Source organism: Sphingopyxis sp. CCNWLW2 (assembly GCF_037095755.1).
Classification (GTDB): domain Bacteria; phylum Pseudomonadota; class Alphaproteobacteria; order Sphingomonadales; family Sphingomonadaceae; genus Sphingopyxis.
This window is the reverse complement of the sequence record NZ_JBAWKJ010000003.1, coordinates 796,926-813,092: the sequence shown is the minus strand read 5'-3', so window position 1 is coordinate 813,092 and position 16,167 is coordinate 796,926. Positions and strand designations below refer to the sequence as shown.

General features: G+C 61.3%; 11 protein-coding genes. 6 read left to right on the top strand and 5 right to left on the bottom strand.

The genetic code is table 11. The features are described from left to right. Window positions 1-176 precede the first annotated feature (176 nt). The 3 genes from V8J55_RS21210 to V8J55_RS21200 all read left to right on the top strand — a co-directional run bounded on the left by V8J55_RS21210 (window position 177) and on the right by V8J55_RS21200 (window position 5,104). Window positions 177-2,792, top strand: a complete 2,616-nt coding sequence (locus V8J55_RS21210) for a TonB-dependent receptor domain-containing protein (protein ID WP_336447545.1) — start codon at window positions 177-179, stop codon at window positions 2,790-2,792. Window positions 2,793-2,857: 65 nt separating this feature from the next. Further along, complete coding sequence (locus tag V8J55_RS21205; protein ID WP_336447544.1) at window positions 2,858-4,492, top strand: tannase/feruloyl esterase family alpha/beta hydrolase; 1,635 nt, start codon at window positions 2,858-2,860, stop codon at window positions 4,490-4,492. A 192-nt stretch (window positions 4,493-4,684) separates the two neighbouring features. Then, on the top strand, window positions 4,685-5,104 hold the full coding sequence (locus V8J55_RS21200; RefSeq protein ID WP_336447543.1) for a DUF3703 domain-containing protein: 420 nt from the start codon (window positions 4,685-4,687) through the stop codon (window positions 5,102-5,104). Between the two features lie 540 nt (window positions 5,105-5,644). Here V8J55_RS21200 and V8J55_RS21195 read toward each other — a convergent pair. The 5 genes from V8J55_RS21195 to V8J55_RS21175 form a co-directional block, all read right to left on the bottom strand. Further along, a complete protein-coding gene (locus V8J55_RS21195; RefSeq protein ID WP_336447542.1) occupies window positions 5,645-6,685 on the bottom strand; it encodes an IS110 family transposase in 1,041 nt (346 codons plus the stop codon). 672 nt (window positions 6,686-7,357) lie between these two features. Beyond that, window positions 7,358-8,194, bottom strand: a complete 837-nt coding sequence (locus tag V8J55_RS21190) for a HEPN domain-containing protein (protein ID WP_336447541.1) — start codon at window positions 8,192-8,194, stop codon at window positions 7,358-7,360. A gap of 65 nt (window positions 8,195-8,259) precedes the next feature. After that, window positions 8,260-8,505 (bottom strand): hypothetical protein, encoded by a 246-nt coding sequence (locus tag V8J55_RS21185; RefSeq protein WP_336447540.1) that lies wholly within the window; start codon window positions 8,503-8,505, stop codon window positions 8,260-8,262. 365 nt (window positions 8,506-8,870) lie between these two features. Further along, the gene (locus V8J55_RS21180) at window positions 8,871-11,780 is read right to left on the bottom strand and encodes a TonB-dependent receptor domain-containing protein (protein ID WP_336447539.1); all 2,910 of its coding nucleotides are present in this window, start codon (window positions 11,778-11,780) and stop codon (window positions 8,871-8,873) included. A gap of 386 nt (window positions 11,781-12,166) precedes the next feature. After that, window positions 12,167-13,096 (bottom strand): LysR substrate-binding domain-containing protein, encoded by a 930-nt coding sequence (locus tag V8J55_RS21175; protein WP_336447538.1) that lies wholly within the window; start codon window positions 13,094-13,096, stop codon window positions 12,167-12,169. Between the two features lie 206 nt (window positions 13,097-13,302). Here V8J55_RS21175 and V8J55_RS21170 point away from each other — a divergent pair, with 206 nt between their 5' ends. Genes V8J55_RS21170 through V8J55_RS21160 form a run of 3 tightly spaced genes read left to right on the top strand, consistent with a single transcriptional unit; the run spans window position 13,303 to window position 16,111 of the window. Further along, window positions 13,303-13,599: a (2Fe-2S)-binding protein gene (locus tag V8J55_RS21170; RefSeq protein ID WP_336447537.1), complete on the top strand. Its 297-nt coding sequence runs from the start codon at window positions 13,303-13,305 to the stop codon at window positions 13,597-13,599. After that, entirely contained in the window at window positions 13,596-14,999 is a 1,404-nt protein-coding gene (locus V8J55_RS21165; protein ID WP_336447536.1) for an FAD-dependent oxidoreductase, read from the top strand. Before V8J55_RS21170 ends, V8J55_RS21165 begins: the two co-directional genes overlap by 4 nt. Then, a complete protein-coding gene (locus V8J55_RS21160) occupies window positions 14,996-16,111 on the top strand; it encodes an NAD(P)/FAD-dependent oxidoreductase (protein WP_336447535.1) in 1,116 nt (371 codons plus the stop codon). Before V8J55_RS21165 ends, V8J55_RS21160 begins: the two co-directional genes overlap by 4 nt. The last annotated feature ends 56 nt before the right edge of the window (window positions 16,112-16,167 follow it).

Below are 16,167 nucleotides of genomic sequence, written 5' to 3'. Positions count from 1 at the left end.
CCCTCTTCCCTTGCTCGAATATTTTCATTATTCAAATGGTCAATAAAGGCATTGGATGATTTCGTCCATAGCCAATTCAGAAACGAGGGCGCCGGCCAATCGGCGCTGGCGGGAGGATAGGAATGTCGTGGAATTTCAAACTTAAATCATCTGTATCTGGTCTGGGTTTGCTGGCAATGCTGCTCACTGCTGCGACCGCACGGGCACAGGATGCCGCATCCGAATCGCGGCAAGAATCAACTATCCAGTCGGACAATGACATTGCGGAGGAAGCGATCATCGTCACCGGAACGCTGATCCGCGGCATTGCCCCAACGGGCACGAACGTCATCGGCGTGAACCGTGCCGAAATCGTCGAAAGCGGCGTATCCTCGTCGACCGACCTGCTCGCGAACATCCCCCAGCTCAGCTATTTCGGCAGCGTGCCGCGCGCCAATTCAGATCGCGGCAGCCCCGTCTTCTTTCCCAATCTGCGCAATCTCGGCGCAACCGGCGGGCAGAACACATTGATGCTCGTCGATGGACGGCGGCTCGTCGGCCAAGGCATCTTGTCCTCCACACCCGACCCGACGATCATCCCGCCGGTGGTGATCGAGCGCGTCGACGTGATCCCCGACGGCGGTTCGTCGATCTATGGCTCCGACGCGATCGGCGGCGTCATCAACTTCATCACCCGCCGACGCTTCAACGGGGTCGAGGCCGGCGCCCGTTATGGCTTCGCCGACAGTTACCAGCAGGCCGACGGCGACATCATCGCGGGCAAGGACTGGGGCACGGGCTCACTCTATGTCGCCTATGCCTATGCCTGGCACAGCAATCTTTACGGCGCCGACCGCGATTATATGACGAGCAATCATCTCGATCGCGGCGGATCGGACCTGCGCAGCACCGCCTGTTCGCCGGGCAATATTTTGATCGGCACGACGACCTATGCCCTGCCCGGCCGCGTGGCCGGCACGATCAATCGCTGCGACGAACCCAAACAGATCGACGTCTATCCGCAGGAAGAACGCCACAGTGTCTTCGCGTCGCTGACGCAGGAGCTGGCGCCGGGAATCGAGTTCAACGCCACGGCTTACTGGTCGCAGCGCAAGACCGACGTGAAAACCGCGCAATCGTCGACCAGCGGCACGATCACCGCGGCCAACCCCTATTTCCGCCCGATCGGCACAGAGACGTCGCACAATGTCGCCTTCTCCTTTGCCGATGTGTTCGGACCGAGCAATGTCTCGCGGCAGAACTTCCAGTCGGCGGGGATTACCGCCGGGATGAATTTCGACGTCGGCGGGCGCTGGCAGCTGCGCACGCTCGCGAATTTCGGGCGCAGCCACAGCGAGATCCGTGAAGAGCTGGTGAATGTCACCGCGATCACCGCAGCGCTGAACGGTACGACGCTCGCAGCCGCACTCAACCCTTATAACCCCGGCGCGAGCAACCCGGCTGTACTCGCGGCGATCGACGATTTCGAAAATCACGACACCGGGGTGCAGGAACTCGCGGAAGGCCGCATCGTCGCCGAAGGGCCGCTATTCGCGATCGGCGGCGGCGACGTGCGCCTCGCGCTCGGCGCCGAATATCACTATAACAACCTCAAGCAGACGTTGATCCCCGGACCGAAGGGAACGCTTGCCAGCGCCCCCGGCACGACGCGCGCCTTTTCGTCGCGCAACGTCAAGTCCCTCTTCGGCGAGATCGTCGTGCCGCTGTTCGGCTCCGCAAACGGCGCGGCGGGCCTGCGCAGCCTCACCCTGTCCGGATCGGTGCGCTACGATGATTACAGCGATGTCGGAGGCACGACCAACCCCAAGGTCGGCATCACCTGGAAACCGTTTGACGATCTGACGATCCGCGGCAATTACGGCACGTCGTTCCACGCGCCCGGCCTCGAAGCAACCAGCGGACTGGGTCAGCAGGCGCAGATTCTGCCGATCAGTCCGTTCCGCCAGGTCGGCAGTCCGATCACCGATCTGTTCCGCCCGACGATCATCCTCGCGGGCGGCAACCCGAACCTCAAGCCCGAGACTGCGACGACCTTCTCGGCGGGCTTCGACTGGAAGCCTGACGCCGTGCCCGGCCTTCTCGCCAGCGCGACTTACTACAAGGTCGATTTCAAGGATGCGATCGGACTGATTTCGGCGGCAACGCTGTTCACCGACCCGAATTTCGCCTCCTTCTATACGATCAACCCGACGCTCGCCCAGGCGCGCGCGGCAACTGCGGGGATGCAGCTCGTCGGCGTGTCCGATATCGCGTTGCTCTATGTCGGCAGGTCGCCCTATCTGCTTGCCGATGCGCGGCTCAACAATTTCGGCGCGCTCAAGACCGATGGCGTCGACTTCCACCTTAACTATACGCGGCCGGTCGGCAAGGTGACGCTAATGGCCGACCTCGCGGGCAATTATGTGCTCAATCGCGACTTTTCGACCGGCGGATCGAAGGGACCGTTCACAAACACCCTGAAGAACGGCACCGGCCGCCTCTTCTTCGTCGGCACGCTCGGCGGCAAGGTCGGAGACTTCACCGGCCGCGCGGTGTTCAACTATCGCGGCGGCTACCCGATCCAGGGACTGGTGGGCCAGACGCGGATCAAATCCTTCCAGACGGTCGATTTGCGCTTTTCGTGGGACGTGCCCGCGGGCGGCGTGCTCGCGGGTACGCAGCTCACCCTCAACATCGACAATCTGCTCGATGTCGACCCGGCCTATGCGAACCTGCCGCGCACCAATTTCGCGCAATTCAACGGATCGACGCTCGGACGGATGGTGCAGCTCGGAATCCGCAAGACCTTCTGACCCTTTCCGGCGGCGACGATGAAGCTATTCGACACATTGCGCGGCGCGCTGAAGGGGAACGGACGATGAAGGCACGGCATCTGGTCTGGACATGTGGCGCGGCGGCGCTGGCGGTCACGGCTGCTCCGGCGGTGGCCGCAACGCATGCCATGGCGGCGCAGCGATGCGCCGCGCTGAAGGGGCTGAAACTCGCCAACACAGAGATCAACTCGGCGGTCTTCGTCGACGCAGGCCCCTATACCGGCAACAACGCGCAGATCGACGGCGTCGGTATCACCCTTCCCGCGCATTGCCGCGTCATCGGCACGATCAAGCCCGCCCCGCGATCGAACATCGTCTTCGAAACCTGGCTCCCGGCGACCGGCTGGAACGGCAAATTCCATGGGGCCGGCAACGGCGGCTTCGCCGGCGACATCAATTATCGCGGTGGCCTGGTCGAGGGTACCGCGCGCGGCTATGCGGTCGCCAGCACCGACACCGGCCACGCGCCCGGCGGCTTCACCGCGCCGTGGGCCGTCGGCAATCCCGACGCGCAAATCGATTATGGCCACCGCGCGATCCATCTGACCGCGGTCAATTCCAAGGCGATCATCGAAGCCTATTACGGCCGCAAGCCCAGCCTGTCGGTGTTCAGCGCCTGCTCGAACGGCGGGCGACAGGCGCTGATGGCGGCGCAGCGCTACCCCGAAGATTATGACGGGATCATCGCCGGCGCGCCGGCGTGGGATTTCACGCGCCTATCGCAGATCTTCATCTGGAACGGGGCCAGCCTGACGCGCACGCCCGGATCGAATATCCCGCCGACAAAGCTGCCCGCGATCGAGGCCGCAGTGCTGGCGCAGTGCGACGCACTCGACGGGCAAAAGGACGGGCTGGTCCGCGATCCGCGCGCATGCCGTTTCGACCCGAAGCCGCTACGCTGTACCGGCGCCGACGGCGATTCCTGCCTGACCGGCGACCAGGTAGCCGCACTCGCCGACATATTGCGCGGGCCGCCGATCGCCCGCGCGCCGCGCATCGGATATGAACCGGCCGGTGCCGAGGCGCATCGCGGCGGCTGGGCGCCATGGATATCGTCGAATGATCCCATGATGACGGGCGCGGGCGTGTTCGGTCTCGGGCTGCCGCGCTTCTTCGCGAACATGCCCGACGCGAGCTTTGCCAATTTCGATTTCAGCCGCGACGGACCTTTTCTCGACAAAACAATCGGCCCGATCCTCAACGCCAATAGCACCGATCTAAGCGCCTTCTTTGCACGCGGCGGCAAGCTGATCCTCTATCACGGCTGGGGCGATGCCGCGATTCCGCCGCAAATGTCGATCGAATATTATGAGCGCGTACGCGCCCGCATGGGCGCCGCCGCCGAGCAGAATATGCGGTTATTCATGGTGCCGGGCATGCAGCATTGCAACGCCGGCCCCGGGCTCAACAGCTTCGGCCAGGGCGCTCCGCCCTATCCCGGCGCGCGGCCCGAGGAAGATATCGGCGCCGCACTGGAGGCGTGGGTCACCCGCGGCCGCGCGCCCGAAGAACTTGTCGCCGTGTCCGCGAGCAATTTCCTGGTCGGCCCGATGGATCGCCGGCTCGCCAAGACCGAGCGCTCGGGGTTGCTCTGTGCTTTTCCCCGCGTCGCCATATGGAACGGCTCCGGAGCCCCCGATCACTTCACAAGTTTCCGCTGCGAGATTCCTCGCCATTGAGCTGCAAAAGCGCTCCATGAAAGATGACGAAGGGCATCAGCCTGTCTTCGCGGAAACCAAAAGATGCCGAGGTGCTTTTTCTTCTGCCGGCTTGTGTTCAACCTGATATGAGCAATGCACCGTCCGCAGAGACGGTCGTTCGAAGGGCGTTGGCGGCAGTAGCGTTGCGTCACTTTTAGGGGGAGGTTTGTCATGAAACCGGATGTCAAAGCCGTTTTTGCCAGCGAAATGGACCATGCGCGGTCGGCCGAAGCGAGCGGCGATCTTGCGCTTTCCAAGCGCCATCTGGAGCGCGCCCATATTCTCGGCCAGCGCTGGTATGTCTCGCATATGAAAACGCATTTTCACATGTTGCGGCTCGCGCTCGGGCAGTCGGATACCAAGGAAGCGCTTGGGCAGCTCGTCCGGTTGATCGGGGCGGCCCCCTTCCACCTTGCCGGCTGGGTTCCCGTCGGCAATACGGGCGGAGCCGATGTGCCGGCAACGCGGCCGATGCCGATCCCGCCCGATCTGCAACCCTGTCTCGAAGGTCATTCGCTGCGCAACGGCCTGATCGCGCGCGGCGCCCTGCTCGCCGCGCTCGCCGCCGCCTTCCTGCTTTCGGGACGATGAGCTTCGGCTCGTTGATGTCATTTCGAACGTTTGAGCCTGAAGTCTGAACCCATGTAGGTCCTGATCGGGTTCCCGCGCTCGAGTTGCCGATTGCGATCCCATCCGTCCTACCGACAATTACTCCTGTGCGTGACGATGATAGCACGCGCTCTTAAAGAGGGTCTCGAATAGCCGCTTTCTGGACTGTAGAAAGACATTCCGAATGGCCGACATCGCGCGAAGCGGTGGTTAGGTGCTTCGATCGAATGACTGCTTCTCTATCGCGGCGGAGGTCAAGCGAGATTCATTGGGTCATAACAAATCCTTTCATTCATGATCTGCGCAGCTGATGTCCCTTACGGAGCTCGTGCTTCTCTTCGAGGTCGGTGTATTGCCGCCTCATGATGGGGTAAGAAGGATGGAGCGGTTCAATCTTTCGAGCGCCCTTGGCACTGTGAGGTGCCAGAATCTGCAGTCATTCCGAACTCGCTTCACCCGTCGTCCCCGTGAGGACATCTTTCTGCCGGGGCAGATCTGGTGGAAAGTCTAGAGGGTCTTTCGTTACGCCGCCGGTGCGGTAGCGCCGTTGCTCCAACGGAAGTCGGTGCCATCGATCCACATGCGATGAAGGATGACGGCAAGCCGTCGAGCGAGGGCAACCCGCGCGCGGCGCATGCCACGGCGTTGAGCGACCCGTACGGCCCAGGCCTTGAGCCATGACCATTTCTTGCTGTGGGTCAGCATTGACTGAGCGGCCTCGTACAACATGGAACGCAGCATGGCGTCCCCGCATTTGGACACGCCCCCATCATAGTCGACCTCACCCGATTGATGTCGTTTAGGCGTTAGGCCGGCATGAGCGCCAACGGCTCGGCTATGTAAAAAGCGGTGCGGTTGATCGACCGACGCCCGATAGGTCAGAGCGACAACGGGTCCGACGCCAGGCACGGTCATGAAGCGGCGGCATACCGGGTCATCGCGCACGATATCGATCAGCATCTTGTGCAAAACCGCGAGTTCCTGTCGCATGACGCGTCGGACCGTCAGTAGCGGCTCCACGATCGCAGCCAACCTGGGCAGGCGTTCCACCAGTTCGCGGACACGTCCTTCGTAGCCGGTAGCGCCTACCACCCCGACCTTGAGTCCGAAGTTGCGCAGCGTTCCCCGCATGTCGCACTCGATATCCAGCAGCTTGCGCTGGATCAGCTTACGACTGGTGAGCAGCATCCGTTGCTCCTGGGCTGCCAGCGTCTTCACATGGACCGGCTTGAACAAGCCGACACGCATCATCTGTGCAATCCCGCGTGCGTCGTTACGATCGCTCTTGTTGATCTGCTGGGCGATCAAAAGCGCTTTCATATGGCGGGTCTCGACACAGATCATAGGAATATCCGCCGCGCTCAGCTCATTGACCAGCCATTGTGACAATGGGCCCGCCTCAATCCCAACCCGGACATAATCACCGCCGATCGACGTCAGCAAAACCGCAATGTCATCAGGCTCTGTGGGGACCTTGCGCTCGCATACGACCTCGCCCACTTCATCGACGACGCAAACCGCCGTCTCTTCTACCGATACATCCAGACCTACGAAATGCGTCATCGCCGTCACTCCCTCCTTGATGCTCAAGGCCAGGATGACCCCGATCAAACCATCATAGATGAAGGGGCTGCAAACTCAGATGCCGGTCCTGAAATGCAGCCGCCGCGATACACCATCTTTTCGGAAGACGCCAATCAAGGCCGGAACGGCCGACATCGGGCGCAAAGCCGTCATTTTCAGTGGAATGAGGCCGGGCGTTGAGAACAAGTTCGAGAACTTGCGCCGTCGCTTTTAGCCGAGGCTTGCACATATGCGACGGCCGCCCGGCCGGTGATGCCTTTATCAAATGTCCGACCGCCTGACGACCGTGCGCGCAAACAATCGCTCTCGATTTGAGAGTTTCTGCGGTCTTTTGTTGCTCCGTTGTGGTGCCCCGCGATAATTTGTCGGCTCGCAAAGGAGGGCCTGATGAAGACGCAAGTTATTGGATTCATGCTTATCGGAACCGCGCTGGCGAGCTGAGGGAAGGAAGAGCCACGTAGCAAGCAGTATTTCGACGCGCATGTCGACGAGGCGCGAGAGGTGTTCGCCGGGTGTCAGGATGGCTCGGTTCGCGGCGACGAATGTAACAATGCCGAGATGGCCGTTCTCCGGGCCGACGCGAAAGCCCGGAGCAAGCGGTTTATCGGTGACGGGAAGGCATATACGCCCGGTTGACCGCAGGGCGGAGCGCTACCGTCCGGCGGCCGAACGCAGCCGGTCCAGTTGTTCCCGGCAAAGTCGCTCGACGAGCTCGCGCAGGTTGCGGGCGGCCGCCGCAAGCGCTTCGAGGTCCTCGACGGTGATTTCATAGTTCGGCGAATATCGCGCCTCGACATAGGCGCGCTTCAACAGCTCGAAGCGGCGTCGGTCCAATTTGCTGTCACGGGGCCAGGCCTCAATCAGCCGCGGTTCGCGGTCTTCCGCCAGCGAGCGTAGGAATTTGATATTATGTGAGCGCGGGAAATAGAACGTATGCGTCAATAGGTAGCCCGCGTAAGCCCGCTCTACCGCCTGATGAAGCATAAATGCCGCATCGTTTCGTTCGCCTTCGTCGATCGCGAAACGCGCAATTTTGAGGGCGCTGTCGATCTTCGGTATTTGGACCGAGTGATATTCCACCGCCATCTCGTACGCGTCGGTTGGAGTCATTGGTTTCGGCTGGGCAAGAGCGTGGTTCGGCAGTTCGTACAGCAATATGCCGTCGCGCAGGATGTCGACCCAGAAATATTCGCCGCGCGTCAGCGCCCGGTTCACGTCCGCGAGCGTGTGAACGATGATGTTGAGCGTCCGGCCGACCTCAGGATCGCGAAGGATCTTATCCTCGGCGATATACCAATGATCGGAGATATCGGTCAGGTCTTCGTGGCTGACGATGACGAGCAGATCGAAGTCCGACTGATAGCCATTCTCAGGCTCGTCAACCCAATCTTCCCGGGCATAACTGCCGAACAGGATGATCTTCAGAATCTTGCCGTTGCGCTTTTCAGCCTTGGTCGCGCGCTCGATAGACCGCGCGAATTCCTCCATCAGCACATCCTTGATGCGCTGGAGTTCGCCCTGCTGCCGCCCCGGAAGATGATCGATATCCATTTTCATGTCAGCCCCTGAATCTGGCCGACAATCAAGACTCTGGCAAGCCAAACTCGATTCATTCCGGACAGGATCGCGCTTATGTTGGGCGCAAGTTGCGGCGTCGCGCCTGACTTGGCTGGCTGACAAGAAACAAAGAGAGAACAAGCAAACGATGTGCCGAGTCCTACGACATCATGCGCCACCCTGCCGTCCTCGCCGATCTTCGCGCCAAAATTGCGCGGATCGATGGCGCGTGCGCGCGGCACCACGTGCTTCCGTTCGGCGCCGAGGCGGTCGATGCGCCGCTCGCCGGACAGTCGCAGACATCTTCAACGACAAAATCCCGGCGTCGGGGACGGATGCGAAAGGCGCCGACGTCGTGGGTCGACCCCCGGCTAGTCAGAGACTTATAGGTATCCAGTCCAACCGGCGATGTGCCGACAGGCGATTTTGAGCATAGGATCGATATCTGCGCGCATCCGGTAGAATCCGGGGAGCTCCCGGATTAATGAAACCGCCGGCCGAAATCGCCAGGCCAATGTGCTTTATCGGCCGGGACTGGCCCTGCCGATAAAGCACCGGACGTTTCGTTCCGGCTGGAAACAACCCGGACCGCGCCAACGAACGAAGATCATAATTTGAATCGGACGCCCATTCGAAAGGTACGCCCCAATACATCATACAGGACGGGATTGACGCTGATGGGGTTCGCCCCGATCGTGGGGCCGTATGGCATTTGATAGGGATCCTTGTTCGCGATGTTATCGACCGCAAGAAAGGCTTCGAGCTGGTTGGAGATATCGACCGACATACTGGCATCGAAATAGATCGCGCCGGGCATATGATTGTCGTTGATCGTCGGGTGAGCGACTGTCGAAGCCGGACAGCTCGACGTGCACTCGATATAGGATGTATTGATCTTGCCCGCACTGAACCCGCGTGCGGTCAGCAAGACCGAGAAGGGATCACGATCGTAACCGATGGTTGCCGTGTAGCGAAACTTCGGAAGTGACGTTCGAAGGCTTCCGCTGGTGCCATTCGTGCCCACGAGATCGGTTGCAGCGGTAATGCCGTCGTTCGAATAGCTCTTGAGGAAACGCGTGCCGAGGAAACGCAGGGTCAAGGAACCGTCGAAAAGCGGGCGGCGGTAGCTGGCTTCAAAGTCGATGCCACGGGAAATCTGCTTGGCGACATTGACCGGCACCACGCCGATCGAAGCGATAACGCCTGCATCATTGCGGGTGATCTGGGAACAAAACGCGGTGTTCCCTTCGAAGCACTGGTCCACGACTGCGGCCGCATTAACCGTCGAGATCGCGTCTTTGATATCGATGTTGTAATAATCTACTGACAAGGCAAAGCCCGGAATGAACCTCGGTTCGACAACGACCCCCAGGCCGAGCGTGTCCGCCCGCTCGGGTTTCAGATTGGGATTGCCCGAAGTCACCTGGAAGGTTTGCACAAGCGCGTTGCCGCGAAACGGATCATTGACCGCGGCGGCGGCGGCGCCCGCCGCCTGATAAAGTTCCGAAAGATTTGGCGCGCGAATATCCCGCGAACGAGTGATACGAAACGTGACATCGTCCACGGGCTTGTAGGTCAGACCAGCTTTCCAGGTCGTCACATAGCCCGACGTGCTGTAGTCCGTTGCACGGACGGCACCGTTGAAATCGAGCGCTTTTGCAAGCGGCACGACCACTTCAACAAAGCCTTCGGTCACATGATATGAACCGAATGTAGGCAGATAGTTTCCGGCGAAATATGGTGGAATCCGCGCTGCATTGTTCGCCACGGAGGTCGCGAGCGAAGCGGCATCCAGCGCATCGACGCGTCCAGAGATCGCTTCGCGGCGATGCTCGACGCCCAACGCCAAGGATACCGGGCCCGCCCAGGTCGAGAACGGATCGCCATGCAAGGTCGCGGCGTACACATCCTGGGTCAGCTTGCTGTTGAGAAATGCATTGCCGAGAACATAGTCGACAGCGGCCTGGCTGTTCACGCCGGTTCCGAACACATTGTAGGGCACGCATCCGTTGCTCGGGTTCGTCAGCGCCGACCGGCAGACGATCGCCCCCGTCGGCGAACGGACCGAATCGATCGCGTTGAGGAGGTTCGCCGTGACGGTGATCCGGGTGCTGGCATCGGCGTGAGTGACCGACTTCTGGCCCGAGACATCCCATTTCCAATCGGTGCCCAACGCCTCGAAATCGCCCTTTGCGCCTGCAACGAGGCGAAGCGACGATCTTTTGGTCCTCGCAATGATTGGACCGAGATCCGAGTGCAACGTGCCGAGTCTGAACGACGACGCATTCTGGGAGGCGATACTTGCCGGGATGAAGGCATTGTCCGGCTGGATCGTGTAGCTGCCGAAATTGAATTGATCGGTCGATGCCGCGCGCGACGTGGCGCGGCTGTACGAACCTTCAAGATACACTTCGAGATGGTCGGTTGCCTGGAAACTTGCCGCGCCAAATATGCTTTGCCGGCTGAGCCGCGGGTCGAGATCACCGGACTCGCCGAAATCGGCATAGCGCCAGTCGCCGCCCGCCATGAAGTTGCCGCTAACGATCGAACCATAGTTCAGCCGCGTTGGCGTGCCACCCGGTCCGAAGTAGGTTCCTGCGAGCAGTCCGCTCGTAATAATGCCGCCGGGCGTCGCCGTCGTGAAGCCGACGTTCGGCAGCGCCAGTAACTGCGGTTGGCCGTTGGTCGCCGTGTAGTTCGGATTGGCAAAGATTTTTGCGCCATTGTACCAGTCGCGCTCGCCATTGCCCGCGATACCTTCGTTATGCGCGATTTCCGCGCTCACCATGATGTGGCCCCGGCCGTCCGCAAATCGGGTGCCGGCGGCAAGCGAGACATTGTAGTTGCGGTCGTCGCCATAAGTGGTGACGCCTCCCTGGATCGTTCCCTTGATGCCCGTAAAATCCTTGTCGAGCACGAAGTTCACAACGCCGGCGACGGCATCCGAACCCCAGTCCGCCGACGCGCCGCCGGTGACGACATCGACCCGCTTTACCAGCGCCTGCGGAATGGTGTTGATGTCGACCAGCCCGCTCGCGGTCGACGCGGCGACGCGGCGACCGTCGAGAAGGACGAGCGTACGATTGGAACCAAGCGCCCGAAGATTGAGGGCGTTGATACCAGCCGATCCAAGGCTGATCGCCGCCGAGTAAGACCGCGGGTTCACACTGCCGGAGAGTGACGGAAGCTGGTTGACGAAATCAGCAAGGTTGGCAGGTGCCTTCTTGTTGATCTCCTCGGCGCCAAGAACCGTCGTCGGCGTCGGCGCTTCATATCCGTCGCGTATCACGCGCGTGCCGGTAACGGTAATTTCCGAGACATCGGACGTGCTCGCGGCGGGCGGCTCCTGGGATACCGGACTGTCATCCTGCGCCGCTACCGGGGCCGGGGCGTCCGAAGCGTCGGCCTCCTGAGCGAAGGCTGCGGCCGGAATAGCAAGAAGAGCGAATGCGCTTACGCTCAGGCTGAAGAAACGCGTCCTGCCCAAACGGATCGCGCGAATGCTGGTCTTGGCCATCTTAACCCCTCCTCTGACGTTTTCTGCCTTGAGGGGCCCAGAATGAGAGCGATGACCTAATTCTGTCAAAGTCGGAAAATCGGCCTGTCTATTCTTCAGAGTTATACTATTTGAGCAGGGTGCAGAATGCGCGGAGGTTGCAGCGCCGGGCCAAGCCAAGGCCGGCCGTAAAATTCCACATGCGACGCCATTCGATTCCCGCGTTTCACCACAGGCGTCGATTGCGAAGCCGTCGACGCACGTCCCGGCGATGAGGGACGGAGGAACTTCGGAGTCGGTTCGGAGAGATCGCGGCCGGTCATTTTGGAGTGGCGTGGGCCGGCGCTCTCGATTGATCGAGCGTGGACGCTATTGAAAGCTACGCGAGGAGACCGGGCCCGGACCGGTCATGGATCGGGAAGCGGGCCTCCCAGCATCGTGTTCGAAATCTGAAGAGCTATTGCCCGCGCCTGCTGGACGAAGGCTTCGACGAGGCGCGCATTCCGGCTGTCCGTGCTGCGGCAAAGTTGAAAGTGATACGGTATCGTCGGCGCGAAACGCCTCGCCACGAGGCGATGTTCGAAACCACTCAACGACAGCGGATGAACGATCGATACGCCGAGCCCGGCTGCCACGAGCTCACATACTGTCGGTGTCACGTTGGCCACCACGTGTGAATTCGGACGCACTTCGTGCTCATCGAACATAGTATCGACAAGGGCTGCGATGTCGGTCTCCGGATGGAACGAGATAAAAGGCTCGCCGTGAAGGTCTCCCGGCCGGATCACCGCTTTCGCAGCGAGGGGGTGGTCCGGGGTCATGATGCAGACCAGCGCATGCTCCATCAGCGGCTCGCGGGCGACATAGGGGTTGTCGATCGCGTTGCTCACCAAGCCGATATCGAGTTTTCGCGATATGAGCCGCTCGACGATCCAGGGCGATCCCAGCGACTCGATAGAGCAGAATATATTGCCGTGTTCCTGCAGGAGCGCCGTGGTGACGCGCTGAACGAAGGAGCCTGCCAGCGCGGGGAGAACGCCGATCGCAATGCGCCCCTGCTCTTCCCGGCGTATGGCCTCGACGGCGCTTTCCACCTGCCGAACACCGGCAAAAACGCGCCCGATCTCGTCATAGAGGCGCATTGCATGCTCGGTCGGGGCGAGCCGTCCCTTCACGCGATCAAACAACTTCAGCTGGGTATCGAACTCCAGATGGGCGATCAGCTTGCTCATGGCCGGCTGTGAGATGTTCAACAGCAATGCACCGCGGCTGACGGTGCCACTTTCGATAAGTGCCTTGAAGGCCTCGATCTGACGAAGGTTGATGTGCCGCGGCATAGTATATCCTGACAGAATGTTCGACGCAAAATTTCGACTTGGACGAATATGATATGGGCGAATACTGCTGCCGCTTGCAAGCCCATAGCCCTCCCCTTCCATGATCGGCACGTCGGGTCGCGAATGACGGCGTGGCGCTCCCGATCCGTCAAGCCAGGCGGAGCAAACACTGCCGAAAATTCGAGTCCAGGCCCCAGGGAAACGCGATGTTAAAACAAATACAAGGTTCGTCCGGAGAGAATATTACCTTCACTTTCAACGGCAAGCCAGTCCGCGCGACGGCGACCGACAGCGTCGCGTCCGCTCTCCTCGCAGCAGGGGAAATTTCCGTCCGCAAATCGCCGATCTCCGGCGTCGCGCGCGGGCCCTTCTGCATGATGGGGGCGTGTTTCGAGTGTCTGGTCGAGGTGGACGGCGCTTTCAACTCCCAGGCGTGCATGCTGCAAGTCAGGCAGGGCATGGTCGTCCGCAGTCAGCCGGCCGGACCGGATGCGCCGGCATGAACCAGTATGACGTTGCGATCGTCGGCGCGGGGCCCGCCGGCATGGCTGCCGCGATTGAAAGCGCCCGCGCGGGGCTTTCGACCATCGTTCTTGACGAGCAGCCCGAGCCGGGCGGCCAGATATATCGCGCAGTCGAGGCGGCGGATGCGTTGCGCCTCGAAATCCTTGGCAAGGATTACGCCCGCGGCCGCGACCTCGCAGCGGAATTCCGATCCAGCGGCGCGGTGTATCTTTCCGGCGCGACGGTCGTGAATGTAAATCCCGACCTGGAGATATTCTATTCGAAGGCCGGTATTCTTACGAGCTTCTCGGCGGGTGCGCTGATCGTCGCCACCGGCGCCATAGAACGATCGACGCCGCTGCCGGGCTGGACGCTGCCCGGCGTTGTCACCGTCGGTGCATGCCAGATCATGCTCAAAGCGAACGGGCGGGTGCCCGATAATGCCGTTCTGGTCGGCTCGGGGCCGCTGCTCTGGTTGTTCGCTGCCCAGATGATCGCCGCCGATATGCAACCGCGGGCCATTGTCGAGACGGTACCGCGTTCACGCTACATCGCGGCTCTCGCGAAATTGGCGCTCAACGGCGCCGCAATCGGGTATCTGCGCAAGGGGCTCCAGATGATGCGGACGGTCCGGCGGGCGGGGCTGCCAGTCTATCGGGATGCGACATCGATTTCGATCCGCGGCAATGAGCGCGCCGAAACACTATGTTTTGAGTCCGGCGGCGGTCATCACGAACTGCCGGTTGAGTTGGTTGCCCTCCATCAGGGTGTGGTGCCTAACCAGCAAATAACCCGGTTATTGCGTTGCCAGCATATATGGAACGAACGCCAGCGCTGCTTTGCACCGGTTCTCGATAGCTATGGTGAAACGAGCGTTCCCGGAATCTATGTTGCCGGGGACGGCGGCGGCATCGGCGGCGCGTTGGCTGCGGAACTCCAGGGGCGGTTAGCCGGTCTGCGGATTGCCGAAAAGGCCGGAAAGTCCATCGCCTCGGATCCGGCCGCGATCCGGGGGGAGCTACGGCGCGAGGCGACGATCAGACCCTTTCTCGAAACGCTGTACGCGCCGTCGTCCCAGATTCTGGCTCCCGCGGACGACACGGTGGTTTGCCGCTGCGAGGAGCTGACGGCTGGCCAAATCCGCGCGGCGATCGATCTCGGCGCACCGGGGCCCAATCAGGTAAAATCGTTCATCCGGCCGGGCATGGGACCGTGCCAAGGGCGCATGTGCGGACTGACGACAACCGAGATTATTGCCGCCAGCAAGGGCGAAACGCCATCGCTGGTCGATTATTATCGCATCCGTCCACCCCTGAAGCCTCTACAGCTCGGACAGCTGGCAGCTTTCAGCGGCGAGAAAAGCGATCGCGACACCATAGAAGGCGGGGCGAGAGGATGAGCCGTACTGCAGATCTGGTTATCGTCGGCGGAGGCATTCAGGCTTGCTCCACGGCCCTTCACGCACGAATGCGTGGCCTTTCGGTCATTGTCATCGAGAAAGACACGGTCGCGCGACATGCCTCCGGAGTGAATGCCGGCGGCGTCCGGCGAATGAACAGGGACTATGCGGAGCTCGCGCTCTCGCAGCGCTCGATGGAGATCTGGAACAGGATAGAGACTCTCCTCGACGACGACTGCGGCTTCCAGCGCGCACCACAGATCAAGGTAGCCGAAACCGAAGCGCAACTCGATGAGATGCGCGCGCGCGTCGCTGACCTCAATTCCATGGGCTATGATCATGAGGTAGTTCTGGATCAGACCCAGCTGCGCGCCCTCGTCCCGGCGGTCTCACCGCATCTGATCGGCGCTTTGGCAAGCCTGGACGATGGCTTCGCCCTGCCCTACCAGACGACCTTCGCGTTTCAGCGCAAGGCCCGTGCGCTGGGTGCGTGCTTTCATGAGGGGCTTGCAGTCGAGGCTGTGCGGCGGCAAGGCGCGGACTGGCAGATAAGCTGTCGCGGCGGCGAAACCTTCACCGGGCGCTACCTGCTGAACTGTACAGGCGCCTGGGCAGGAAAGCTGGCGCGTCAATTGGGTGAGAATGCGCCTATCGAGGCGGTTGCTCCCATGATGCTCGTCACCGCCCGCCTCCCGCACTTTTGCAATGCCGTGGTCGGCGGCCCTGTCGGCCGCCCCTTGTCGTTCAAGCAGATGGCGAATGGGACCGTCGTTATCGGTGGCGGGCGTCGTGGAACGCCCGATCCGGATACCAATGTCTCCGAGATCCGCTTCGAGCATCTCCGGCTTTCCGCCGCCGCCGCGCTGGCGATTTTTCCGATCATGGCGCAAGCCACGATCGTTCGATCCTGGTCCGGACTCGAAGGGTTCACGCCCGACGATCTTCCGATCCTCGGGCGTTCTTCCACGGCCGAAAACGCATTCTATGCCTGCGGCTTCTCGGGACACGGGTTTCAACTGGGGCCTGGCGTCGGCGAAGTGATGGCTGAATTGATAGCGACCGGTTCGACGTCCACCCCCATCGAAAAAATGAGCATAAAGCGCTTCAACTGAGCCGCAGCCTCGAGCCGCCGCTACCACGCGCAGGTGGGGCCTGGCTGCCGTGCCTT